Source organism: Devosia sp. 2618 (genome assembly GCF_040546815.1).
Classification (GTDB): domain Bacteria; phylum Pseudomonadota; class Alphaproteobacteria; order Rhizobiales; family Devosiaceae; genus Devosia.
In genome coordinates this window covers 648,530-670,479 of sequence record NZ_JBEPOO010000001.1, presented here as the reverse complement: position 1 = coordinate 670,479, position 21,950 = coordinate 648,530, and the positions used below count along the sequence as shown (strand labels likewise).

23 protein-coding genes are annotated in these 21,950 nt (G+C 61.5%); 18 read left to right on the top strand and 5 right to left on the bottom strand.

Annotated elements, in window-relative coordinates:
- Positions 1 to 12 precede the first annotated feature (12 nt).
- The 8 genes from ABIE28_RS03180 (at position 13) to ABIE28_RS03145 (ending at position 7,712) form a co-directional block, all read left to right on the top strand.
- Positions 13 to 669, top strand: a complete 657-nt coding sequence (locus tag ABIE28_RS03180; protein WP_354060058.1) for a CMD domain protein — start codon at positions 13 to 15, stop codon at positions 667 to 669.
- Between the two features lie 10 nt (positions 670 to 679).
- Positions 680 to 1,285 (top strand): alkylhydroperoxidase domain protein, encoded by a 606-nt coding sequence (locus ABIE28_RS03175; RefSeq protein WP_354060056.1) that lies wholly within the window; start codon positions 680 to 682, stop codon positions 1,283 to 1,285.
- Positions 1,286 to 1,608: 323 nt separating this feature from the next.
- Positions 1,609 to 2,583: an ABC transporter ATP-binding protein gene (locus ABIE28_RS03170; RefSeq protein WP_354060054.1), complete on the top strand. Its 975-nt coding sequence runs from the start codon at positions 1,609 to 1,611 to the stop codon at positions 2,581 to 2,583.
- Positions 2,580 to 3,392, top strand: coding sequence for an ABC transporter permease (locus tag ABIE28_RS03165; RefSeq protein ID WP_354060053.1), 813 nt, complete (start codon positions 2,580 to 2,582; stop codon positions 3,390 to 3,392). The genes ABIE28_RS03170 and ABIE28_RS03165 overlap by 4 nt, the downstream gene beginning before the upstream one ends.
- Positions 3,389 to 4,198, top strand: a complete 810-nt coding sequence (locus tag ABIE28_RS03160; RefSeq protein WP_354060051.1) for a substrate-binding periplasmic protein — start codon at positions 3,389 to 3,391, stop codon at positions 4,196 to 4,198. Before ABIE28_RS03165 ends, ABIE28_RS03160 begins: the two co-directional genes overlap by 4 nt.
- A 198-nt stretch (positions 4,199 to 4,396) precedes the next feature.
- Entirely contained in the window at positions 4,397 to 5,023 is a 627-nt protein-coding gene (locus tag ABIE28_RS03155) for a c-type cytochrome (RefSeq protein ID WP_354060049.1), read from the top strand.
- A gap of 48 nt (positions 5,024 to 5,071) precedes the next feature.
- On the top strand, positions 5,072 to 6,832 hold the full coding sequence (locus ABIE28_RS03150) for a pyrroloquinoline quinone-dependent dehydrogenase (protein ID WP_354060048.1): 1,761 nt from the start codon (positions 5,072 to 5,074) through the stop codon (positions 6,830 to 6,832).
- Positions 6,833 to 6,890: 58 nt separating this feature from the next.
- The gene (locus ABIE28_RS03145) at positions 6,891 to 7,712 is read left to right on the top strand and encodes a substrate-binding periplasmic protein (RefSeq protein WP_354060046.1); all 822 of its coding nucleotides are present in this window, start codon (positions 6,891 to 6,893) and stop codon (positions 7,710 to 7,712) included.
- A gap of 1 nt (position 7,713) precedes the next feature.
- Here the strand turns inward: ABIE28_RS03145 and ABIE28_RS03140 are convergent, their stop codons facing one another.
- Positions 7,714 to 8,319 (bottom strand): zinc metalloprotease, encoded by a 606-nt coding sequence (locus ABIE28_RS03140; protein WP_354060044.1) that lies wholly within the window; start codon positions 8,317 to 8,319, stop codon positions 7,714 to 7,716.
- A 134-nt stretch (positions 8,320 to 8,453) separates the two neighbouring features.
- Between ABIE28_RS03140 and ABIE28_RS03135 the strand changes: the two genes are divergently transcribed.
- The 9 genes from ABIE28_RS03135 (at position 8,454) to ABIE28_RS03095 (ending at position 16,891) form a co-directional block, all read left to right on the top strand.
- Positions 8,454 to 9,209, top strand: a complete 756-nt coding sequence (locus ABIE28_RS03135; protein ID WP_354060042.1) for an IclR family transcriptional regulator domain-containing protein — start codon at positions 8,454 to 8,456, stop codon at positions 9,207 to 9,209.
- Between the two features lie 317 nt (positions 9,210 to 9,526).
- Positions 9,527 to 10,540 (top strand): substrate-binding domain-containing protein, encoded by a 1,014-nt coding sequence (locus ABIE28_RS03130; RefSeq protein ID WP_354060040.1) that lies wholly within the window; start codon positions 9,527 to 9,529, stop codon positions 10,538 to 10,540.
- Positions 10,541 to 10,603: 63 nt separating this feature from the next.
- Positions 10,604 to 11,983 (top strand): phosphate ABC transporter permease subunit PstC, encoded by a 1,380-nt coding sequence (gene pstC, locus ABIE28_RS03125; RefSeq protein WP_354060038.1) that lies wholly within the window; start codon positions 10,604 to 10,606, stop codon positions 11,981 to 11,983.
- Positions 11,984 to 11,985: 2 nt separating this feature from the next.
- Positions 11,986 to 13,350: a phosphate ABC transporter permease PstA gene (gene pstA / locus ABIE28_RS03120; RefSeq protein WP_354060036.1), complete on the top strand. Its 1,365-nt coding sequence runs from the start codon at positions 11,986 to 11,988 to the stop codon at positions 13,348 to 13,350.
- 69 nt (positions 13,351 to 13,419) lie between these two features.
- Complete coding sequence (pstB, locus tag ABIE28_RS03115; protein WP_354066392.1) at positions 13,420 to 14,202, top strand: phosphate ABC transporter ATP-binding protein PstB; 783 nt, start codon at positions 13,420 to 13,422, stop codon at positions 14,200 to 14,202.
- Between the two features lie 78 nt (positions 14,203 to 14,280).
- Positions 14,281 to 14,991, top strand: coding sequence for a phosphate signaling complex protein PhoU (phoU, locus tag ABIE28_RS03110; protein WP_354060034.1), 711 nt, complete (start codon positions 14,281 to 14,283; stop codon positions 14,989 to 14,991).
- Between the two features lie 161 nt (positions 14,992 to 15,152).
- Positions 15,153 to 15,854 carry a phosphate regulon transcriptional regulator PhoB gene (gene phoB / locus ABIE28_RS03105; protein ID WP_354060032.1) on the top strand — a complete coding sequence of 234 codons (702 nt, stop codon included), beginning with the start codon at positions 15,153 to 15,155 and terminating at the stop codon, positions 15,852 to 15,854.
- Between the two features lie 129 nt (positions 15,855 to 15,983).
- Positions 15,984 to 16,472, top strand: coding sequence for a DMT family transporter (locus ABIE28_RS03100; RefSeq protein WP_354060030.1), 489 nt, complete (start codon positions 15,984 to 15,986; stop codon positions 16,470 to 16,472).
- Positions 16,469 to 16,891, top strand: coding sequence for a DMT family transporter (locus tag ABIE28_RS03095; protein ID WP_354060028.1), 423 nt, complete (start codon positions 16,469 to 16,471; stop codon positions 16,889 to 16,891). Before ABIE28_RS03100 ends, ABIE28_RS03095 begins: the two co-directional genes overlap by 4 nt.
- A 61-nt stretch (positions 16,892 to 16,952) precedes the next feature.
- Here the strand turns inward: ABIE28_RS03095 and ABIE28_RS03090 are convergent, their stop codons facing one another.
- Positions 16,953 to 18,392, bottom strand: a complete 1,440-nt coding sequence (locus ABIE28_RS03090) for an aldehyde dehydrogenase family protein (RefSeq protein ID WP_354060026.1) — start codon at positions 18,390 to 18,392, stop codon at positions 16,953 to 16,955.
- A gap of 25 nt (positions 18,393 to 18,417) precedes the next feature.
- On the bottom strand, positions 18,418 to 19,569 hold the full coding sequence (locus tag ABIE28_RS03085) for a fumarylacetoacetate hydrolase family protein (RefSeq protein ID WP_354060024.1): 1,152 nt from the start codon (positions 19,567 to 19,569) through the stop codon (positions 18,418 to 18,420).
- 182 nt (positions 19,570 to 19,751) lie between these two features.
- Between ABIE28_RS03085 and ABIE28_RS03080 the strand changes: the two genes are divergently transcribed.
- Positions 19,752 to 20,471 (top strand): SIMPL domain-containing protein, encoded by a 720-nt coding sequence (locus tag ABIE28_RS03080; RefSeq protein WP_354060022.1) that lies wholly within the window; start codon positions 19,752 to 19,754, stop codon positions 20,469 to 20,471.
- Positions 20,472 to 20,588: 117 nt separating this feature from the next.
- Here ABIE28_RS03080 and ABIE28_RS03075 read toward each other — a convergent pair whose 3' ends face one another.
- Together ABIE28_RS03075 and ABIE28_RS03070 are read right to left on the bottom strand one after the other, a co-directional pair.
- Positions 20,589 to 21,419, bottom strand: a complete 831-nt coding sequence (locus ABIE28_RS03075; RefSeq protein WP_354060020.1) for a sulfite exporter TauE/SafE family protein — start codon at positions 21,417 to 21,419, stop codon at positions 20,589 to 20,591.
- Complete coding sequence (locus ABIE28_RS03070) at positions 21,419 to 21,841, bottom strand: secondary thiamine-phosphate synthase enzyme YjbQ (RefSeq protein ID WP_354066391.1); 423 nt, start codon at positions 21,839 to 21,841, stop codon at positions 21,419 to 21,421. The genes ABIE28_RS03075 and ABIE28_RS03070 overlap by 1 nt, the downstream gene beginning before the upstream one ends.
- Positions 21,842 to 21,950 lie beyond the last annotated feature (109 nt).

Genomic DNA, 21,950 nt, shown 5'->3' with positions numbered 1-21,950 from the left:
CAGGAGCGTCTCATGAGCGCCCAATCCGCCGATCTTATCGACCAGGTTCTCTCCATCAGCCCCGGCTCGCGCCTAGACGGCTTGCGCCGCCATCGCGAAGTGGCGCGGGACAATATCCAGCGCGCCTATCTCGCTCTGTTCGAGCCACGCGATGCCAGCCAGGTCACCCCGCTTGAGCGCCTTGTCGTCGCCAGCTTCGTCGCAGGCGTGCATGGCCAACTCGTCCTGGCCGATCACTACGCCCACAAGCTGTCCGTCGCCGATGGCAGCACGGGCCTGTCGTCGGTCCTCACCGCCGAGATCGAACGCGGCAAGACCCATGGTCCGTACGGCAATTATCCCGAAGGCCCCCTGTCGTCCGAAAACAAGTCCGGCCCGCACTACACCGTTAAAGCCGAACATCGCGACATACTCGGCAGCCGACTCGTCGCCGCCCTTGAGCACGCTCATCTGCTGGTCTTCCGTCTCCGCGACTCAAGCCGGGAAGCCCTACAGGTTTTGCTCGACGCTGGCTGGAGCACGTCCGGCATCGTGACCCTGTCGCAACTGGTTTCCTACCTCGCCTTCCAGGTCCGCATTGTCGAAGGCCTCGCCGCAGTTGCCGCCAGCAGCGAGCAGGCCGTCAATTCAAACGTCGCCGCGCCCCTAGCGGCCGCTGCCCATTCTTGAAAGATCGATCATGACCACCACCATCGCCCATCCAGACAATGTGCCGCCCGTCGCTTTCACCCAAGATGAACTGGGCTGGATTCCATGGCTGCAGCCGCTGACCGAGGCCGAACTGACCGACCGCCACTGGGCCGGCCTTGTCGATGCCTCGCGCTCCAAGTCCGACTATTTCATGCTGCTCGCGCATGATCCCGAAGTGCTCGAGGCCCGCACCAAGGCCGACAAGGACATCTTCTACAATCCCAATGGTGGCCTGCCGCGCGCCGAGCGCGAACTGTCGGCTACGGCAACCTCGCGCCACAATGGCTGCATCTTCTGCGCCTCGGTCCATTCGCGCTTTGCCTCGACCCATTCCAAGCGCCGCGACGATGTCCAGCGCCTGCTCGACGACGGCCTCGATGCCGATCTGGGCGAGCGCTGGAACGCGGTCAAGGAAGCCGCCGTCGCGCTGACCGACACGCCCTCCAATTTCGGCCAGACCGAAATCGCCAACCTCCGCGCCGCCGGCCTCGACGATTTCGAGATCACCGACGTGATCTCCACCGCCTCCTTCTTCAACTGGGCCAACCGCCTGATGCTATCCCTCGGCGAACCCGTCCCCGCCAAGGCCAAGTAGGTCCGACTAAAACAAAAACGGCGCGAAGCAACCCGCTTCGCGCCAATACCCGGTCTGAAAAGATCTAACGCGGGCAATCCAAGACCAAAGCTCTCGCCATTGACGATTGCAGTTGATGCCTCACGCGGCTCGATCATCAGCCTTTTTGGCTCCAGAGGGCCAAACACTCTCCTACCCGTGGGCTATCCACCCATTCCCCTGCCGGTCCAAGCAGAGCATCCACTTAAGGTGAACACCGACCTGCCGCACAAACTTAAGTCTTGATGCGCCGCGCCGCTTGGGGCAACCAGAGCGGGCATGCCCCAACCGCGAAAGTGCCTGCCATGACTTCTGTCGCCATTTCGGTCGACGATGTGACCGCCGCCTATGGCAGCAAGACGGTGCTCGACCATGTGAATCTGACCATCGAGCGCGGCGCCAGCTTTGCCCTGCTCGGCCCCAATGGCGCGGGCAAAACCACGCTGCTCAATATTCTCTGCACCCTGCGCCGCCCCGATAGCGGCAGGGCATCCGTGGCCGGTCACGACGTGGTCGCCCAGCCGACCCGCGCCCGCCAATCGATCGGCGTGGTGTTTCAGGACTCAAGCCTTGATGACCGGTTGAGCGCTTGGGAAAACCTCGATTTCCACGGCCTCGTCTATGGCCTCGCGCCAAAGGTGCGCCGCGCCCGCAGCGCTGAGGTGCTAGCGCTCGTAGAGCTTGAAGAGTGGCGCGACGAGATCGTGCGCAGCTTTTCCGGCGGCATGCGGCGGCGGCTCGAAATCGCCCGCGCCCTGCTGCACAATCCGCAAATCCTGTTCCTCGATGAACCCACCGTTGGACTCGATGCCCAGACCCGCCAGCGCATCTGGCGCTATCTCGACCAGCTCCGCCGCGAGCGCGACCTGACCGTCTTGACCACCACGCATTACATCGAGGAGGTCGAAAGCGCCGACATGGTCTGCATCATCGATCAGGGCAAGATCATTGCGCAGGGCGCACCGGAAGAGCTCAAGCAACGCCACGGCAATCGCTGGCTCCATATCCTGCCCAAGGACGATCTGGCCGGCGCCGCCATTCTGGCCCGCTTCCCCAATGCCCAGCCCCTCGGCAGCCATAGCCTCGCTCTGCCCGCCGATGACGATGCCGTCACGGACGCGTTCATCGCTGAGTTCCGCGACAGCCTTTCCGAAATTCGCTTTCAGGCCCCAACGCTTGAAAGCGTCTTCCTCTCCCTCACCGGTCGCGAGTTGCGCGACCGCGCCGATGGCCAGCGCGATGCCGAACGCGCCGCCGGCAAACGCGGAGGTCGCCGATGACCAGCCCAATCATTCTACTGCGCGGCGTCTATGGCGTCTGGCTGCGCGAAATCATGCGCGCCACCCGCGACCGTGGCCAGATGATCGGCGGCATCAGCCGCCCGCTGATCTGGCTGCTGATCCTCGGCGTCGGCCTCAATCCGTATTTCCGCGGCGAGGTTTATGGCGAGGTGCGCTACGTCATCCCCTACACTTACCTGCAGTTCCTGTTCCCCGCCGTCATCGTGCTCAACATCATGTACACCTCGATCCAGTTCGCGGTGTCGGTGATCTGGGATCGCGAATTCGGCTTCCTGCGCGAGGTTCTGGTGTCGCCTACGCCGCGCGCCATGATCCTGCTCGGCAAAGTGCTCGGCGGCAGCACCGTCGCCATGATCCATGGCGGGCTGGTGCTGATCCTCGCCCGCTTTGCCGATGTCACGCTCAGCATCGAACAGATGGCTATGGCGCTCGGGCTGATGTTCGTACTGGCCTTTGGGCTGACCTGCTTTGGCGTGGTGCTCGCGTCGCGCGTGCGCAGTTTTGAGGGCTTTGGCGTCTTCTCCAACACTATCATTCTGCCGCTCTATTTCACCTCGTCCTCGGTGTTCCCGCTCGATCCCGCCCTCACCCGCACCCAGACCGCCACCGCCTATCCCGAATGGCTGGTCTTCATGGTCCAGATCAATCCGATCACCTATGCGGTCGATGCGCTGCGTGGCGTGGTCATCGGCTTCAACCAGTTTCCGCCCATCTATGGACCGGCGGTCATTTTCACGATGGCCGTGGTATTTTTCGTCATGGCACTGATTGATTTCAGCCGCTCATGACCCGCCCTCGTCCGCATCGCTGGTTACAGGCGGGGTTCAATATCGCCCTGGTCGCGGCCTTACTGACCGCGATCAGCTTTTTGCCGCCCGATACCTCGCTGGCCGACCGCCAACGCTCGGGCGTGCTCAAGGTCTGCGTTCCCGCATCCTATCCGCCCCTGATCACCGGCAATCCGGCCGAACCCGGCTATGACGCCGAACTGGTCAAGGCCGTCGCCGATCAGCTCGGCCTCAGCCTCTCGCTCAATGTGCTGCCGTCCATTGGCAAGGACTTCAATCCGCGCAACTGGTTCCTCACCCGCGCCCAATGCGACATTGTTGCGGGTGGCGTTGCTGACACGATCCAGACCCAGGGGTTCCTCCAAACCCTCCCCACCGATGCGGAAACCGGCTGGGTTGGCATCTCGCCCACCGGCGCCATGCCGCCATCGGGCAGCGTCGTCGGCGTCCTGCCCGGCACCTCGGGGCTCGATCGTCTGGCCCTCTCAAGCTGGCTCCGTCAGCAGGGTCTGCGGGCGCAGTTGATGACCAGTGCCGATGAGCTCGGCCGCGCTCTGGCGGCCGGAACCATCGCTGCCGGCATCACCGAACGCTTCGTTGCATCGAGCCTTTCGATAGATACCAATCTAAATCCAATCTTCTGGCTCGACGAATCCGTTTTTCCGCACTACCGCATGGCGCTTGGTCTCTGGAAAGGAGATCAGACGCTCAAGCGTGCGGTAGCAAATGCGTTAACGACCCTCGCCAATTCCGGGGTGACTGAAGCGCTCCGCCACCGTTACGGACTTGACGGAAATATCCTCTAAGCGCTCCATCGGAGCAGGACGACACGCCAGTGACGTGAAATTGATGTAGCTTACCGCGTGTTACCGCACGGATATCGTGATTGTCATTGCGTCACGTAGGCGCATATGATGCACGTAAAATGTTAGTCCACTACCCGCGTTAACCTGTTGAAGGTGAACGCATTTTATCGCCAATTGGCAACTCATAGGGAGGCCTTAATGCCTTTCACTACTAAACGCCTCATTGCCCCCGTCGCGTTTGTTACCCTCCTCACCGGCGCCCTCGGCGTTGGGTCTGCGACCGCAGCAAGCTTTACTGCTGAACAGTCGGCAGCGGGCCAAACATCGTACAATTCCCAATGCGCCCAGTGCCATGGCCGTCAGCTTGAAGGTCCGGAAGCGCCGGGTCTGGCAGGTTCTGACGTCATGCAGAACTGGGACACCGTGGGTGGTCTTTATGACTTCATCTCGGTCGCCATGCCGCCATCGGCACCGGGCCAGCTTGGTGAAGACACCTACGTCAACATCATCGCCTATATCATGCAGTTCAACGGGGCGACCCCGGGCGACACACCACTGACGTCAGACCGCGACTACCTTGTCTCGCTTGCAGCCGAAACGGCCGCTGGCGCAGCAAGCATGGCCGCAGCAGCCGCTGATGCCGGTGGAGCAGCAACGAGCACCGCTCCTGCCGCAACGACAGCCGTCCCACAGGCCTACACCTGGGGCAAGCAGCTGCCGGGCGGCCCAGCTCCGACGACCATGGCGCCGGCGACCCCCGCTCCGGCTTCGACCGTTCCTCAGGCTTTCACCTGGGGCACCAAGATCCCAACCGTCGGCAACTAATAAAATTTAATGAGGGCGTGCCCAGCGCGCCGTTCCCAGGAGAAGTCGATGAGAATCGATCTAGTCAAATCCCTACTGGTGGCAACCACTGCAATCGTCGCCCTGTCCGGCACTGCCTATGCGCAGAACGTCAAGGCCGACTACAAGCCCGTGACCGACGAGATGCTCGCCAACCCACCGGCCGAAGAATGGCTGATGTATCGCGGTGCATACAACAACCAGGGCTATAGCCCGCTCGACCTGATCAACAAGGACACCGTTGGCAAGCTGCAGCTCGCCTGGGCCTGGCCAATGGCTGAAGCCGGTATCCAGGAAACCGCGCCACTGGTGCATGACGGCGTCATGTTCCTGCAGACCAACAACAACATCGTCGAAGCACTCGATGCCAAGACCGGTGATCTGATCTGGCAGTACCGCCACGTTCTGGCTGAAATTCCAGCATCGTGGAGCTATCAGGCCAACCAGGCCCGTCGCCAGAAGAACTCGATCGCCCTCTACAACGACAAGGTGATCCTGACCACGGCTGACGCCAAGATCGTCGTGCTGAACGCTTCGGACGGCAAGGTCGTCTGGGAAAAGCAGGTTATCGATTATAACCTCGGCTACAGCTACACCGTTGGTCCACTGATCGCTGACGGCAAGATCATCTCGGCCATTTCCGGCTGCTCGATCGCTGGCACTGCTGGTGGCTGCTATATCTTCGCCCATGATGTGAACACCGGCGACGAACTCTGGCGCTTCAACACCATCGACGACGAGAACAACCCAGCCCAGCAGGCAAGCTGGGGCGAAGTTCCAGCGGAAAACCGTTGGGGCGGCACGCCTTGGACCACCGGCGCATACGATCCGGAAACCAAGACCACGTTCTGGGGCATCGGCATGCCCGGTCCTTACTCCGAGCTGATCCGTGGCTCGGGTGACGGCACCGTGCTCTACACCAACTCGACGCTCGCTCTCGATGTCGAGACCGGCAAGCTCAAGTGGTACTACCAGCACCTGCCCCGCGATAACTGGGATCTGGACAGCCCGTTCGAGCGTATCCTCGTCGATCAGGAAATCGATGGCGTGACGCACAAGCTGCTCGTCTCCGTCCCCGGCAAGAACGGCATTGCGTTCGGTCTTGATCGCGACACCGGCAAGTATCTCTGGTCCAAGGAAACCGTCGTTCAGAACGTCGTCACCGGCATCGACGCCGACGGCACCGTTCACATCAACGAAGACCTGATCTCGTCCGCCGTTGGCGAAGAGCATCTGGTTTGCGCTTCGGTTTCCGGTGGCAAGCTGTGGCAGACGGGCGCCTATAGCCCACTGACCAACGCTTACTTCGTTCCACTTACCGAAGCCTGCAACACCGTTGCGCCAACCCAGACTGAATTCACCGCCGGCAACGCCGTTGGTGCAGTCAAGTTCGGCCCACGCGTTCTGCCAGAAGGCATCACCGATGCCGGTCTGCTCCAGGCTCTCGACATCAACCCGACCCAGGCCAACTCGAAGTGGCAGGTGCGTGAGCGCCCATCCTTCACCAGCTCGGTTCTGGCCACTGGTGGCGGTCTGGTGTTCGGCGGCGACGCAGCCCGTGAAGTCAAGGCATGGGATCAGGAAACTGGCGACGTGGTCTGGACCCAGCGTCTGAACGCCCCGATTGGCGGTTACCCGATGACCTACGAAATCGACGGCGAACAGTACCTCGCCATCCCGACTGGCTATTCCAACTCGGCCAGCTCGATTTCCTCCGCCTTCCCGGAAATCGCGTTGCCAACTGGCTCGGGCAACTCGATCTTCGTGTTCAAGCTGCCAAAGTCCAACTAAGCCACGCGATATAAAAAGAAAGGGGCTTCGGCCCCTTTCGCTTTTTCAGGAGGACCTCATGTTCCGCTTTTTCGTGCTGGGCCTGACCATGTTGTGCGCTAGCGCCGCCTATGCGCAGTCTTCCGGCATTCCGCCCGAAGAAATGACCAACACCCGCCGACTGGCCGGCGACTCCATCAATGTGTGCTTTGACGTTACCAGCCTCGGCCGATCCTTCGATGAGGACGTGGCCAACGCCATCGGTGACGCCCTGTTTTTGAAGGTCAACGCCATCGAAGGCTTCGGCGGCTTTCCGCTCAATGGCGATGGTTTCATCGACGAGCTGACGCTGGCCATGAACAATACCTGCGACATGTTCATGGGCGTTTCGGTCTCGACCAATTCCCCTGTCTCGGACGCCTTCTCGCTGACCCGTCCCTATGCCACCATTCCCTTCGTTCTGGTGGTCGCCGATCCCGATTGGCAAAATCTCAGCGACATTCCCAAGGAACGTCGCCTCGGCACCGCCCTCGCGAGCCTGGGCGAGATGAACTACATCACCTGGGCCCAGCAGCAGCCCGAGGCCGAACGCTGGGTGCGCTTCCCCTATGCCGACTTCAACAAGATGGCGACCCGCGTGCTCGATGGCACCATTGCCGGCATGATCCTGTGGCAGCCTGCCCTTGCCCGCCTCCTCGACGAACGACCCGACCTCGCCGCACTCCGTGTCATTGAAAACGATCCGATCCCGGAAGCCGAGGTGCATGTCGGCGCCCTGGTCTCAAGCCGCAACGCATTCCTCCGCAGCCAGGCCGATCAGGCCATCGACGCTCTGGTTGCCGACGGCTCCATCGCCGCCCTGATGGAAAAACACGGCTATTCCGGCCGCGCTGGCGAATAGTTTAGCGCAGTTGCACGTAGGGCATCAGCATTGTCGCCAGGTTGGGCAACCAGCCGGCGACAATCGCCACGATGATCAGAGCCAGCCCGAACGGCTCCATCCGCCGCAGACGTCGCTCCTGCTCCGGCCAGATCGCCTGCAGCACCCCGCCCCCAACCAGCCCCGGTATCGGCAACAGGTTCAGCAGCGCCGACGCCAGCGCGATCACCTGCAACTGCCCGATCACATAGAGCACCGCATAACCGCCCGTGCGCGGCAGCATCAGCGCCAGCGGTCGCACCAGATCGAGCAGCGGCACCAGCGCCACCATGGCGGCCAGTCCGACCAGCACCACAACCACGATGCCCCAGCGCCCGAGCCGATTGGTTTTGCCGTCATACCAGATGGTGCGGATCCAGCTCATGCTGAACAGCGCCGCCATCATCGCGCCCCACACCGACAGATGGATAAACGGATTGGGCGTCAGCCGCCCATCATAGTTTGGACGCCGATCACCCAGCAGTCGCGCCAGCCCCGCCAGCACGAAGCCCTGTAGCCCCGCATAGATCAGGACGGCCGCGATCCGCGACACGATCTCGCCCATGCTGAGTTCCCTGAGCAGATTCACGTCCGGCGTCTCCGTAAGATTGAGCCTGCACATACCGCCCCATGCACCGGTATTGCAATGGACAGCGCATGCTCGCCCCGCCGTCAAATTTGTGCGAATAACAACCATACGTTCGGAAAGCGCCCGGAGGCGGCATGCGCGAAGGCGACATCATCAATGGTCTGGTCAAAGGCCTCTCTGTTATCGAGTGCTTTGACGAGGAACATGCCAGCCAGTCGATCACCGACGTTGCCAACCGCACCGGCCTCGAACGCGCCACTGCCCGCCGGTGCCTGCTGACCCTCACCCATCTCGGCTATGCCACCTATGATGGCAAGTTCTTCCGCCTCACCCCGCGCGTGCTCAATCTGGGCCATTCCTATCTTGCCGCCACGCCGCTGCCCCGGCTGATCCAGCCGTTCCTCGAAGAACTCTCCGCCCAGATCAACGAGAGCTCGTCGGCCGCCGTTCTCGACAATACCGAAATCCTCTACATTGCCCGCGCCTCCTATCGCCGCGTTATGTCGATCAATCTCGGCGCCGGCGCCCGCCTGCCCGCCTATTGCACCTCGATGGGCCGTATCCTGCTGGCCGCCATGCCACCCGCCGCCGCCCGCGACGTGCTCAACCGCTCCGAACTCGTCGCCTATACCAAAAAGACCAAGGCCGACCTCGAGACCATCACCACCGAACTCGCCGTCGTTGCGGCACAGGGTTTTGCCGTGATCGACGAGGAACTTGAACTCGGCCTCTGCTCCATCGCCGTGCCCCTGTTCAACGCGCAGGGCCACACCGTCGCCGCGCTCAATATCGGCGCGCAATCAGCCCGTGCCTCCACCTCGCACATGATCGCCAACTTCCTGCCCATGATGCGCAAGGTGCAGGCCGAGGTCCGCCCGCTGCTCCGTTAAACCTCTCCGGGGATGGTACAGCTGTCACAAACCCAGCCTAATCTGGGCTCCATAAACGCCCGGACGCCCCATGGTGAATTCCGCCCAGACTCGCTTTGAGATGTCACAAAGAACTGACACAGAAGCCGTCACATAGCGCGTTGTTCAAGATTTTCCCGTTCAATTTCATAGTCTTACGCTGTCATAAACGCGTCACGCAACGGCAATAAAACTGTCGCGTACCCCACATATGGTCTGCCACGTCAAAGGGCGGCACCGGGGATAAACTGCCGGATCGGCCAGCCAGGTTTGAACTGAATTCCGAAAGGGAAAATCCCATGAAGACCGCACTTTTCGCCAGTGCCGCTGTTATCGCGCTTGCCGGCTTCGGCACCACCGCTGCTTTTGCTCAGTCGCGTGACACCATCCAGATCGCCGGCTCGTCCACCGTTCTGCCATTCGCTTCGATCGTGGCTGAAGAATTCGGCGCTTCCTTCCCAGAGTTCAAGACGCCAGTCGTCGGCTCGGGCGGCACCGGCGGCGGTCTCAAGCAGTTCTGCGCTGGTGTTGGCGCCGAGACCATCGACATTGCCAACGCATCGCGCCCAATCAAGACGGCCGAGCGTGAAGCTTGCACCGCCGCTGGCGTCACCGACGTCCGCGAAATCCAGTTCGGCTACGATGGCATCGTCTTCGCATCGGCCGCGTCGGGCCCAGACTTCGCTCTGACCCCACTGCAGGTTTACAAGGCCATCGCTGCCAACGTCTACGTAGACGGCGCTCTCGTGCCAAACCCCTACAAAAAGTGGAACGAGGTCGACGCTTCGCTCCCAGACCAGACCATCGCTCTGGCCATCCCAGGCTCGAACCACGGCACCCGTGAAGTCTTCCAGGAGAAGGTCGTCACTGCAGGTTGTGAAGAAGCCGCTCTGCCAGCTGATCACCCAGAAGACGCTTGCACCGCGCTCCGTCAGGACGTCGTCATCGAAATCGCTGGCGACTACACCGAAACTCTCGCTCGCCTGACCTCGAACAAGGACACCGTTGGCGTGTTCGGTCTGTCCTTCTACGAGCAGAACAAGGACACCCTCAAGGTTGCCACCATCAACGGCGTCGTTCCTTCCAACGAGTCGGTTATCGCTGGTGAATACCCTGTGTCCCGCCCACTGTTCTTCTACGTCAAGGGCCAGCACATCGGCACCATTCCTGGCATCGAAGAATACGTTCAGTTCTTCCTGTCCGAAGGCATCGCCGGCAATGGCGGCACCCTCGAAGCCGCTGGCCTGATCCCACAGGCTCCAGAAAAGACTGCTGAAGTTCTCGCCGCTTTCGAAGCTGGTGCAGCTCAGTAAAGACCAAATGGGACCGCGCTTCGGCGCGGTCCTTCTCCTTTCCCCGGGGGCGAACGACACACGATGAATTCCTTCATTATTGCGGCACTGTTGCTTGGCCTTCTGGGTCTCGCCTATCAGACGGGCTGGTCCCGCAGCCGCAGCCTGGCGACCCCGAACGGGGTAAAGGTTCACTCCCGCCCGCAGTATCACGGCTCGCTGGTCGCGATCTGGACCATGATCCCCGCGCTCGTCATTCTGGCGCTCTGGGGTTATTTCGGTCCCGACCTCACCCGCTCCTTTGCCCTCTCGCAAATTCCGGCCGCCACCGTTCAGTCGCTCGACCAGATGGGGCTCAACAACGCCTTCCTGCGTCTGCAGTCGATTGCCTCGGGCTTCGGCGTCACAGGCGAACTGGCTCCCTACGAACAGGCAGCCGGTGAATCGCTCCGCTCCTTCCAGCTGATGACTTCGGTCGTCGTCGCTCTGGTCGCCATCGGCGCTGGCATTGCAGCACTGCTGTTTGCCCGCAGCCGCATCACCGCCCGCCTCCGCGCCCGCAACACCGTTGAGCGCGTCGTCAATCTGGCCCTGCTGGCCTGCTCGGCCGTCGCGATCCTGACCACTCTGGGCATCGTGGCGTCGCTCGTCACCGAAGCCTACCGGTTCTTTACCTTCATCAACCCGCTCGACTTCTTCTTCGGCACCGTCTGGAACCCGAAGTTCTCCTCGACCGTCGAGGGTGACTACGGCCAGTACGGCCTGCTGCCGCTGCTCTCGGGCACGCTGATGGTTGCCGCCATCGCCATGCTGGTTGCCGTGCCGGTCGGCCTAATGGCCGCCATCTATCTCAGCCAGTATGCACCGCGTCAGCTGCGCGCTGTTGCCAAGCCGATCATCGAAATCCTCGCCGGCATCCCCACCATCGTCTATGGCTTTTTCGCCCTGATCACGGTTGGTCCATTCCTGCGCGACACGGGTGCCGCCATCGGCCTCAACATCAGCGCCACCAGTGCGCTCACCGCCGGTATCGTCATGGGGATCATGATCATCCCCTTCATCTCCTCGCTGAGCGATGACATCCTCAACCAGGTGCCACGCACCCTGCGCGACGGTGCCTATGGCCTGGGCGCCACCCAGTCCGAAACCATCCGCAACGTGCTGCTGCCAGCCGCTCTGCCCGGCATCGTCGGCGCCTTCCTGCTGGCCGTCAGCCGCGCCATTGGCGAAACCATGATCGTGGTGCTCGCAGCCGGTAACAGCCCGGTTCTGCGCGGCACGCCACTTGAGCCGGTCTCGACCATTACCGTCTCGATCGTCAATCAGCTCACCGGCGATACTGATTTCGCCGGCCCCCAGTCCCTCGTCGGTTTTGCGCTTGGCCTCACCCTCTTCGTGATGACCCTGCTGCTCAACGTCGTCGCCCTCTACATCGTTCGCCGCTTCCGGGAGCAGTACGAATAATCATGACCGACACGCTCTCAACCACAGCCGCCGCATCCGCCGAACGCACCAAGCGCATCCGCGCCGGCCTCCGCAAGCGCCACCTCACCGAAGCCATTTTCAAGGGCTTCGGTCTGGGTGCCATCATCGTGGCCCTCGGCTTTGTGACGCTGCTGTTCACCGACGTTCTGAGCAAGGGCATCCCAGCCTTTACCCAGTCCAACCTCCATCTCAGCGTCACCTATGACCCAGCGGTCATCGGCGTTGATCCAGCGCCAGTACGCGCTGCCGGTCAGTCCGACGCCGACTTCCGCGCCGCCAATCTCAAGTGGCAGCGCGATGTTGCCCTGCTGAACTGGAACAAGGTCGTCGAAGCCTCGCTCCGCGCCGCTGCGCCTGCCGGTTACGACATCGACAGCCGCCAGATCCTGACGATTGCCGAAACCAATGCCCGCCACCAGATCCGCGACCTGTTCGTTGCCGATCCATCCCTGCTTGGCAAAACCATCGAAGTCGACGTGCTGGCCTCGGCCAATGCCGACAACTGGGTCAAGGGCAATATCGACCGCGATCTGGGCGATACCCAGCAGCAGCTCGCTCCTGCAGCTCGCGCCCTAATCGACACCTACGAAGCCAACGGCACCATCACCTCGGGCTTTGCCTGGTCGATCTTCACCAATGTCGATAGCCGTGCCGCCCCTGCCGCTGCCGGTCTCGCCGGTGCCTTCATGGGCTCGCTCTATATGATGCTGGTCGTGATCCTGCTGGCCGTGCCAATCGGCGTGGCATCCGCCATCTACCTCGAAGAGTTCGCCCCCAAGTCGCGCCTCACCGACCTGATCGAAGTCAACATCAACAACCTCGCCGCGGTGCCATCCATCGTGTTCGGTCTGCTCGGCGCGGCAGTGTTCATCAACTACCTCCATCTGCCCCTGTCGGCGCCGCTGGTCGGTGGTCTGGTCCTGACCCTCATGACACTGCCCACCATCATCATCGCAACCCGTGGCGCGCTGCAGGGCGTCTCCCCGGCTCTGCGCCAGGCCGCGCTCGGCATGGGTGCCTCCAAGACGCAGATGGTGTTCCACCATGTGCTGCCGGTGACCCTCCCCTCGATCCTGACCGCGACCATCATTGGCGTGGCGCAGGCAATGGGTGAAACCGCGCCGCTCCTGCTGATTGGCATGAACGCCTTCGTCGCCTCGGTCCCGGCAACCCCGCTCGATCAGGCAACCGCTCTTCCCGTCCAGATTTTCCTCTGGCAGGGCAACGAAAACCGCAACTTCTTTGAGGCTCGCACCTCGGCTGCAATCATCGTGCTGCTGGCCTTCATGATCGCCCTGAACGCCATCGCCATCTTCCTGCGGACGCGCCTCGAAAAGCGCGCATAGAAGGATCTCGCTAAAATGGATATGCTTGCCGGCAAGGTTAAGATGACCCAGCAAACCGTGAACACCGCCATGAATCCGACTGAAGCTCTCGAACGTACCATCCGCCTGACTGCCCGGGACGTCACCGTCCACTACGGCGCCAAGCAGGCCCTGCACGGCATTTCGATCGATATTCCCGATCGCGCCGTCACTTCCTTCATCGGACCTTCGGGCTGCGGCAAGTCCACCTTCCTGCGCTGCATCAATCGCATGAACGACACTATCGAAGGCGCCAAGGTCGGCGGCACGATCAAGCTTGATGGCGAAGACATCTATGATCCGAACCTGGACGTGGTCGAACTCCGCGCCCGTATCGGCATGGTGTTCCAGAAGCCAAATCCCTTCCCCAAGTCGATCTACGACAACGTCGCCTATGGCCCAAAAATCCATGGTCTGGCGCGTAACAAGACCGATCTGGACGAAATCGTCGTCTCCTCGCTCCGCAAGGCAGGCCTGTTCGAAGAGGTGAAGGATCGCCTCAACGAACCCGGCACCGGTCTCTCCGGTGGCCAGCAGCAGCGCCTGTGCATTGCCCGCGCCATCGCGGTCGGCCCTGAAGTCATCCTGATGGACGAGCCCTGCTCGGCTCTCGACCCGATTGCGACCGCAATCATCGAGGAGCTTATCGACGAGCTGCGCGAGAACTACACCATCGTCATCGTGACCCACTCGATGCAGCAGGCCGCGCGCGTTTCGCAGAAGACCGCATTCTTCCACCTGGGCAATCTGGTCGAGGAAGGTGTCACCGAAGACATCTTCACCAACCCGGTCAACAAGCAGACCCAGGACTACATCATGGGCCGCATCGGCTAAGGCCGAAGCGCTTACAGCAACACTGGTCGCCGGCCTGCGCCTCAACGGCGCGGCCAGGCACACCAAGAGGACCACGCAATGGCAAATATCGGCAAAGACCATATCGTCACCGCCTACAGCGATGAACTTGTCGCCCTCGCCCAGTCGATCGCCGAAATGGGCGGTCAGGTCGAAGTCGCCATCGAGAACGGCACCAAGGCCCTGCTCAAGCTCGACCGCGAGCTGGCAGACGTCACCATCATCGCCGACCAGCATATCGACGACATGCAGCGCAAGATCGACGACATGGCCGTTTCCATGATCGCCCGTCGCCAGCCAATGGCTTCGGACCTGCGCGCCATCATCACCTCGATCCACGTCGCGGCCGATCTCGAACGCGTTGGCGACATGGCCAAGCAGCTGGCCCGCCGCTCGCTCAAGCTCGAAGGCATGAGCCTGCAGCCAACCTTTTACAACGGCGTCAAGAACATGACGGCGCTGGTGCTCCGCCAGATCAAGGAGGCGCTCGACGCCTACTCGAACCGCGATGCAGCTGCCGCCATCGAAGTGTGTAACCGCGACGACGAAGTCGACGCCATGCACACCTCTCTGTTCCGCGAACTCCTCACCTACATGATGGAAGATCCGCGCAACATCACGCCCTGCACGCATCTGCTGTTTTGCGCCAAAAACCTTGAGCGCATCGGCGACCACGCGACCAACATCGCCGAACGCGCCTATTACCTCCAGACCGGCAAGCAGCTCACCAGCGACGTCCAGGACCTGCAGCGCACCCAGATCAAGGCCTGAGATACCAGTCCCTCGCCCCAGTAGACCTCATGGTGAGCTTGTCGAACCACGAGGTCGTCGCACACCAGCCTCCACTCGCTAGACCTCGTGGTTCGCCAAGCTCACCATGAGGTCTTGAAACTCCGGCGCCCAAACCAGGCAGCCCCAACGGGAGCCACCCCATGCCCGCCACTATCCTTGTGGTCGAAGACGAAGGCGATATCGCCATCCTGCTCCGCTACAACCTCGAAGCCGAGGGTTTCCGCGTCGTCACCGCTGAAACCGGCGACGAAGCCCAGCACGCCATTCAGGACAAGCTGCCCGACCTGATCCTGCTCGACTGGATGCTGCCTGAAATTTCCGGCATTGAGCTCTGCCGTCGCCTCCGCGCCCGCGAAGAAACCGCCCGCGTACCGATCATCATGCTGACCGCTCGCGGTGAGGAAGAAGAACGCGTGCGTGGCCTCGCCACCGGCGCCGACGACTATGTGGTCAAGCCCTTCTCGGTGCCTGAACTGGTCGCCCGCATCCACGCCTTGCTGCGCCGCGCCAATCCAAACCTCGTCACCGCCGCCCTCAAGGTCGGTGATCTCGAACTCGATCGCACCACCCACCGCGTTCGCCGCGCCGCCCGCGATGTCCATCTCGGCCCCACCGAATACCGCCTGCTCGAATATCTGATGCGCCACCCAGGCCGCGTCTATTCGCGCGAGCAGCTGCTCGATGGCGTCTGGGGCAATGACGTCTATGTCGATGAGCGCACCGTCGACGTGCATATCGGCCGCCTCCGCCGTGCCATCAATCGTGGCCGCGAAAGCGATCCGATCCGCACCGTCCGCGGCGCCGGCTACGCCTTCGACGAACGCTTCGCCCAACTGGCTTGAGCCCAAAACACGCCCCCCACAAAATCCCCGCGAAAGCGGGGATTTTCGTTTCTGGTCAGCGCCCTGCCCTCCATCGCCCAGCCAACGCCCCTCATGCTAGCATCGGGGTCTCCCCGTTCGAGTCGATCCATGCCCCCAGCCGTCCCCCACAAAAATAACCCGCTCTATCTGCTCGCGGCCTTCGCCAGCGGCGGCCTTCTGACCCTGATGGTTCTGTTCAATGGCGAAGCCGGCAAGCATGGCGGCGCCCTGTTTTCGTCCTGGCTCGCCCATGGCACCGGCACCGTGGCGGCACTGATCTTTCTTGCCATCCTCTGGCCGCGCCGCACGCCGCAAACAACGGAACGCTCCAAAGCGCCTCTGTGGGCTTATCTCGGCGGCGCATCGGGCGCCCTCACCGTCATCCTGACCTCCACAACCGTCAACACACCACTCGCCCTCGCCGGAACGCTGGCGCTGGGTCTTGCCGGGCAAGTCGTCTTCGGCCTCGCCGCCGATCAATGGGGCTTTTTCGGCCTGCCCAAACGCCGCCTTGGCCTCCGCCAGCTCGCTGCCGTCGTGCTGATCGCCTCGGGTAGCCTGCTGATCATCCTCTTTGGCCTGGGTGGCGCGGCATGACCATTTTTATCCTCTATGCCGTTCTCGCCGGTATTCTGGTCGGCCTCAGCCGTCAGCTCAATGGTCGGCTTGCCCTCTCCACCAGCCCGCTTGTTGCGTCCTTGTGGAACCACATCGTCGGCTTCGCGCTGCTCACGGTGATCGGTCTGGTCGTGGGTGGGCTCATCACCCCCGGCGCCGCCGAAACGCCGTGGTGGGCCTTTCTCGGAGGCCCGGTCGGCGTGATCTTTGTTGCCTCGGGCTCATGGCTCATCGCCCGCATCGGCGCCGTCAACACGGCCCTGATGGTCATCGGCGGCCAGATGGTCTCCGGCGTTGTTCTCGATATCGTCCGCAGTGCCCCGCTAACCCTTTGGGCCAGCGCACTTGGTGTCGCGCTGATTGTCACCGGAGTGTTCCTGACACAGCGTCGGGGGTAACAATGTGTTAACGAAAACGGGGCCCGAAGGCCCCGTTTGTTACACTGTGATAACGCGCTGCTTAGCCAGCTGCGGTGTAAGCCGTCTTCACCACGGTGAAGAACTCGGCTGCATACTTGCCCTGCTCGCGTGGGCCATAGCTCGACCCCTTGCGACCACCAAACGGCACGTGGAAATCCACACCGGCGGTCGGCACGTTGACCATCACCATGCCAGCCTCGGCATTGCGCTTGAAGTGCGTCGCATACTTGAGCGAGGTGGTGACGATACCGGCCGACAGACCAAATTCGGTGTCGTTCGACATGGCCAGCGCTTCTTCGTAATCCTTGACGCGAATGACCGATGCCACCGGCCCGAAGATCTCTTCGCGGCTGATGCGCATGTCGTTGGTCGCTTCGGTAAACAGTGTTGGCTGCAGGAAATACCCTTCAGTCGCGGCCTTCACCAGCTCGCCACCGGCAACCAGCTTTGCGCCTTCGGCCTTACCGATAGCGATATAGTCGGTGTCCTGCTTGAGCTGGCTTGGATCGACCACGGGGCCGATCTCAGTGTTCTTGTCCAGCGCGTCGCCAACCCGCAGGTTGCGCGTCCGCTCAGCCAGCGCTTCGACAAACTTGTCGTGGATGCCAGCCGTCACGATCACGCGCGACGAAGCAGTGCAACGCTGGCCGGTCGAGAAGAATGCCGACTGCGCCACGCTCTCGACAGCAACCTTGAGGTCGGCGTCATCGAGCACGATGGTCGGGTTCTTGCCGCCCATTTCCAGCTGGAACTTGCGGTTGTGTTCAATCGAAGCGGCCGCAACACGCTTGCCCGTACCCACCGAACCGGTGAAGCTGATGGCGGTCACGTCCTTGCTGTCGAGCATGGTCTGGCCAACGACCGAACCCTTGCCCATCACCAGGTTCAGCACGCCCTTTGGCAGGCCGTTGCGCACAAGAATGTCAACGATCGCCCAGGTCGAACCCGGTACCAGATCAGCTGGCTTGATCACCACGGTATTGCCGTAGGCGAGCGCCGGAGCGATCTTCCAGGTCGGGATCGCGATCGGGAAGTTCCATGGCGTAATGATGCCGATGACGCCGATTGGCTCGCGGGTAATCTCAACGCCAACACCGGGACGAACCGACGGCAGAACTTCGCCCGCAAGGCGCAGCACTTCGCCAGCAAAGAAGTCGAAAATCTGCGCCGCGCGGGTCACTTCGCCGATGCCCTCTGGCAGCGTCTTGCCCTCTTCGCGGCTCAGCAACTCGCCAAGCTCAGCCTTGCGCGCCAGGATTTCCTGCGACGTCTTGGAGAGGATGGCATGACGCTCAAGAATGCCGGAGCGTGACCACGCTGGGAACGCAGCCTTGGCAGCAGCAATAGCCTGCTTGGTTTCTTCAGCCGTCGCGCGGGCATAAAGTCCCACAACTTCAGCCGTATTGGATGGGTTGATGTTCTCAGCGCCGTCCGAGCCCACCCATTCCCCATCGATGAGGTTCTTATGCAGTTCAGCCATTTGGGATGCCTTTCGGAGCAATAATCTAAAGAAGTTCGGCCTTGGCCAGGTCACGCAGCAGGTGGCTGGAGCCATAGGTCCAGGGTGGACATTTGGTGGATAGGTTCACGGTGTTAGATAGTGTGCCCAGCTCAGATGTCGATATCGAGACCACATCACCCAGCTTGTGCGTAAAGCCCTTGCCCACGCCATCACGATCCTTCACCGGTGCAAACATGGTGCCGAGATAAAGTACCAGACCATCGGGGTATTGGTGATGCCCTCCAATAGTCGCAGCCACCAGCGATTCCGGCGTGCGCGAAATCTGGTTCATCGAGGAATGACCGTCGAGTACGAAACCATCCTCGCCCGCAACGCGCAACGAAATCTCGGAATTCTTGACCGTTTCAAGCGTGAATTCACCATCGAACAACCGCACGAATGGACCAAGCGATGCCGAGGCATTGTTGTCCTTGGCCTTGCCCAGCAGCAGGGCCGAACGGCCTTCAACGTCGCGCAGGTTGACGTCATTGCCCAGCGTCGCGCCGATGATCTCGCCCTTGCTGGTCACCAGCAGCGCCACTTCCGGCTCGGGATTGTTCCAGCTCGAAATCGGATGCAGGCCAACTTCGGCGCCATAGCCCACCGAGCTCATCGGCTGACCTTTGGTGAAAATCTCTGCGTCCGGCCCGATCCCCACTTCGAGATACTGGCTCCACACATTCTTTGCGATCAGCGCTGCCTTGACCTTCATCGCCGTCTCGGAGCCAGGAACCAGTTCGCTGAGATCGGTGCCGATCAGACCCAAAATCTCGCCGCGCAGCGCGTCCGCACGAGACTTATCCCCGCGGGCCTGTTCTTCGATTACTCTCTCAAGCAGCGAAACGACGAAAGTGACGCCCGACGCCTTGATTGCCTGTAGGTCGATTGGCGACAAAAGCGTCGCGATAGTCGCGTCCGGAGTGGTCGACGCCGAGTTGGCCAGCACGGCATCGGCATTGCCCACCACCGAGCCCGCAGCATTGCGCACGTAGTCAGCCGCATTGCCGTTTTCGGCGATGTCGCGGACAGTTGCAAACCCCTTGGCGGTGATGTCGACCAGGTTCCCGTCGCGCACAGTCACCACGCGCGGATGCGCATGGCCCGGCACAAGAGCCCGACCAACCAATACGCCTTCGGGATAATGCCTGCTGTCCATGTCCGTCCCCTAAAATGTTAGTTGTGAGTACTCCACCGATTGTGTTCGGCGCAACCCTCCAAAAGTCACACTTTTAAAGATGAATGGATGTTCACAGCTCGTTCAAGTTCCATTCATCTGCGCCGTAATACTGACGCAATGGATGGGGAGTAGTCCCCTCTACAACTTATGGAGTGTTTCCCATGCGTCGCCTCGCTTTTGTCGTTCCTTTCGCTCTCCTCGCTGGCCTGTCTCTGCCTGCTCTTGCTGGCAGCATCACCATCGAAGGTCGCGGCGAAGTCACGGCATCCCCTGACATGGCGCAGATCAATTCTGGTGTTTCGACCCAGGGCGCAACGGCGCGCGAAGCGCTTGACGGCAACACCGCTGCAATGGCCGAGCTCATCGCCGACCTCAAGGCAGCCGGCATCGAAGCCCGCGATATCCAGACCTCGAACTTCTCGGTCAATCCAAACTACGTCTATTCCGACGAGCGTGACGAAAACGGTTACAGCCTCCCACCCCGCATCCAGGGCTACCAGGTCAGCAACACCGTCACCGTCATCGTCCGTGACATCAAGAACCTCGGCACCATCCTCGACAAGTCGGTGACTGTCGGCGCCAACACCATCAATGGCGTCACCTTCTCGGTTGCCGATCCGTCCCAGCTTTACAACGACGCGCGCAAGGCCGCTTTCGCCGACGCACGCTCCAAGGCTGAGCTCTATGCAACAGCTGCCGGTGGAAAGCTTGACGAAATCGAGTCGATTTCTGAAGGCCAGACCTTTAATGGTCCCGCTCCAACCGCCATGTATGCGCGAGCAGACACCGCGATGAGCGCTGCAGTTCCAGTTGAAGCCGGCGAACTCACCTTCGCGATCAACGTGACTGTCAGCTGGGAACTCGATACCGCGAGCAAATAATCCCCATCCCCTTTCGGGGGCTTGGGCGGTGGAGACGGTCCTCCGTAGTCAATCCGTCTCCACCAACCTTATTGACGAAAACCCCCGCGCAAGCGGGGATTTTTGTTTGTCGGCAGCTTAGCCGCTGATCACGTTCCACAGCATGTTGAGCCCGACCACGACGAGGAACGCCGCAAACACATATTTGAGCGTCTTCTGGTCCAACCGATGCGCCAGCGCAGCGCCCACCGGCGCAAACACCGCCGCCAGCACCGCCACCAGCACGAGCGCGACAAGGTTGATGTAACCGAGGCTGAGCGGCGGCAAGCCGGCAGAACCCCAGCCAGAAATGATAAAGCCCAGTGTTCCCGAAACCGCGATGGCGACACCGATTGCCGCCGACGTTCCGACCGCCGCGTGCATCGTCGCCCCGAACGCCACCAGCGTCGGCACGGTCAGAGACCCACCGCCAATCCCCATCAGCGACGACAGATAGCCGACGATGAACGCCGAAATCCGGTGCGTCAGCGACGATCCCTTGAGGTGCCCCATCAACTTGGTCTGGAAGGCAAAGATGATATTGGCCGCAATGACAAAGGCCATCACCGCAAAGACAATGCGCAGCACGTCGCCCGAGAACATGCCGGCCATTAAGCCACCGATGAACGTTCCGGCCACGATGAACGGCGTCCAAAGTTTCAGTACATTGAGATCAAGCGCCCCGCGCTTGTAATGCGCCCGCGCGCTCATGATGCCGGTGGGGATGATGATCGCCAGCGACGTGCCGACGGCCACATGCTGCACCACGTCGGAATCATAGCCCAAAAACAGCAGCGCCGTGCTGAGCGCCGGCACGATGATCGCCCCGCCACCGATCCCCAGCAAGCCGGCCGCAATCCCCGACACAACGCCAGTCACCATCAGGCCTACGACAAACGGCCAGTAGCCGATCAGCGTCGTCCAATCCATCAACGATCTCCAATAAGATGCAGCACCACTTCCCGGCGATGTGGCCGGTGGCGGTGCTCGAAAAGATAAATACCCTGCCAGGTGCCAAACACCGGAACGCCATCTACTACCGGTATGCCGATGGAGGTTTGCGTCAGGGCAGCCTTGATATGGGCCGGCATATCGTCTGGTCCTTCCACCGTATGCTCCAGCCAATCGAGCCCCTCAGGCACGAGGCGCCTGAAAAAGCCACTGAGATCGCTCTGCACATCCGCGTCCGCGTTTTCCTGGATCAGCAGCGAGCACGAGGTGTGCCGCACATAGACCGTCAGCAATCCGGTGCCGATCCCGGTGCCATCAACAAACGTGCGCGCCGCCCGGGTAAACTCGTAAAAGCCCTGCCCCTGCGTTGCAATTATCAGCTTGTCGACAGCCTGTTCCATGCTTTGGCCGTACCATGATCGGCCTGCCTCAGCCAGCGCACCACGGGCCGGAACCGTCCAGTTCGCCGCAATGGCGCCATGTTCAACAGCACACAAGGTCAATGCTCGC

Excerpts from the sequence above, each read along its gene's own strand:
- ABIE28_RS03180 (WP_354060058.1), top strand. The coding sequence starts at position 13 with ATGAGCGCCCAATCCGCCGATCTTATCGACCAGGTTCTCTCCATCAGC.
- ABIE28_RS03175 (WP_354060056.1), top strand. The coding sequence starts at position 680 with ATGACCACCACCATCGCCCATCCAGACAATGTGCCGCCCGTCGCTTTC.
- ABIE28_RS03170 (WP_354060054.1), top strand. The coding sequence starts at position 1,609 with ATGACTTCTGTCGCCATTTCGGTCGACGATGTGACCGCCGCCTATGGC.
- ABIE28_RS03165 (WP_354060053.1), top strand. The coding sequence starts at position 2,580 with ATGACCAGCCCAATCATTCTACTGCGCGGCGTCTATGGCGTCTGGCTG.
- ABIE28_RS03160 (WP_354060051.1), top strand. The coding sequence starts at position 3,389 with ATGACCCGCCCTCGTCCGCATCGCTGGTTACAGGCGGGGTTCAATATC.
- ABIE28_RS03155 (WP_354060049.1), top strand. The coding sequence starts at position 4,397 with ATGCCTTTCACTACTAAACGCCTCATTGCCCCCGTCGCGTTTGTTACC.
- ABIE28_RS03150 (WP_354060048.1), top strand. The coding sequence starts at position 5,072 with ATGAGAATCGATCTAGTCAAATCCCTACTGGTGGCAACCACTGCAATC.
- ABIE28_RS03145 (WP_354060046.1), top strand. The coding sequence starts at position 6,891 with ATGTTCCGCTTTTTCGTGCTGGGCCTGACCATGTTGTGCGCTAGCGCC.
- ABIE28_RS03135 (WP_354060042.1), top strand. The coding sequence starts at position 8,454 with ATGCGCGAAGGCGACATCATCAATGGTCTGGTCAAAGGCCTCTCTGTT.
- ABIE28_RS03130 (WP_354060040.1), top strand. The coding sequence starts at position 9,527 with ATGAAGACCGCACTTTTCGCCAGTGCCGCTGTTATCGCGCTTGCCGGC.
- pstC (WP_354060038.1), top strand. The coding sequence starts at position 10,604 with ATGAATTCCTTCATTATTGCGGCACTGTTGCTTGGCCTTCTGGGTCTC.
- pstA (WP_354060036.1), top strand. The coding sequence starts at position 11,986 with ATGACCGACACGCTCTCAACCACAGCCGCCGCATCCGCCGAACGCACC.
- pstB (WP_354066392.1), top strand. The coding sequence starts at position 13,420 with ATGAATCCGACTGAAGCTCTCGAACGTACCATCCGCCTGACTGCCCGG.
- phoU (WP_354060034.1), top strand. The coding sequence starts at position 14,281 with ATGGCAAATATCGGCAAAGACCATATCGTCACCGCCTACAGCGATGAA.
- phoB (WP_354060032.1), top strand. The coding sequence starts at position 15,153 with ATGCCCGCCACTATCCTTGTGGTCGAAGACGAAGGCGATATCGCCATC.
- ABIE28_RS03100 (WP_354060030.1), top strand. The coding sequence starts at position 15,984 with ATGCCCCCAGCCGTCCCCCACAAAAATAACCCGCTCTATCTGCTCGCG.
- ABIE28_RS03095 (WP_354060028.1), top strand. The coding sequence starts at position 16,469 with ATGACCATTTTTATCCTCTATGCCGTTCTCGCCGGTATTCTGGTCGGC.
- ABIE28_RS03090 (WP_354060026.1), bottom strand. The coding sequence starts at position 18,392 with ATGGCTGAACTGCATAAGAACCTCATCGATGGGGAATGGGTGGGCTCG.
- ABIE28_RS03085 (WP_354060024.1), bottom strand. The coding sequence starts at position 19,569 with ATGGACAGCAGGCATTATCCCGAAGGCGTATTGGTTGGTCGGGCTCTT.
- ABIE28_RS03080 (WP_354060022.1), top strand. The coding sequence starts at position 19,752 with ATGCGTCGCCTCGCTTTTGTCGTTCCTTTCGCTCTCCTCGCTGGCCTG.
- ABIE28_RS03075 (WP_354060020.1), bottom strand. The coding sequence starts at position 21,419 with ATGGATTGGACGACGCTGATCGGCTACTGGCCGTTTGTCGTAGGCCTG.
- ABIE28_RS03070 (WP_354066391.1), bottom strand. The coding sequence starts at position 21,841 with ATGGAACAGGCTGTCGACAAGCTGATAATTGCAACGCAGGGGCAGGGC.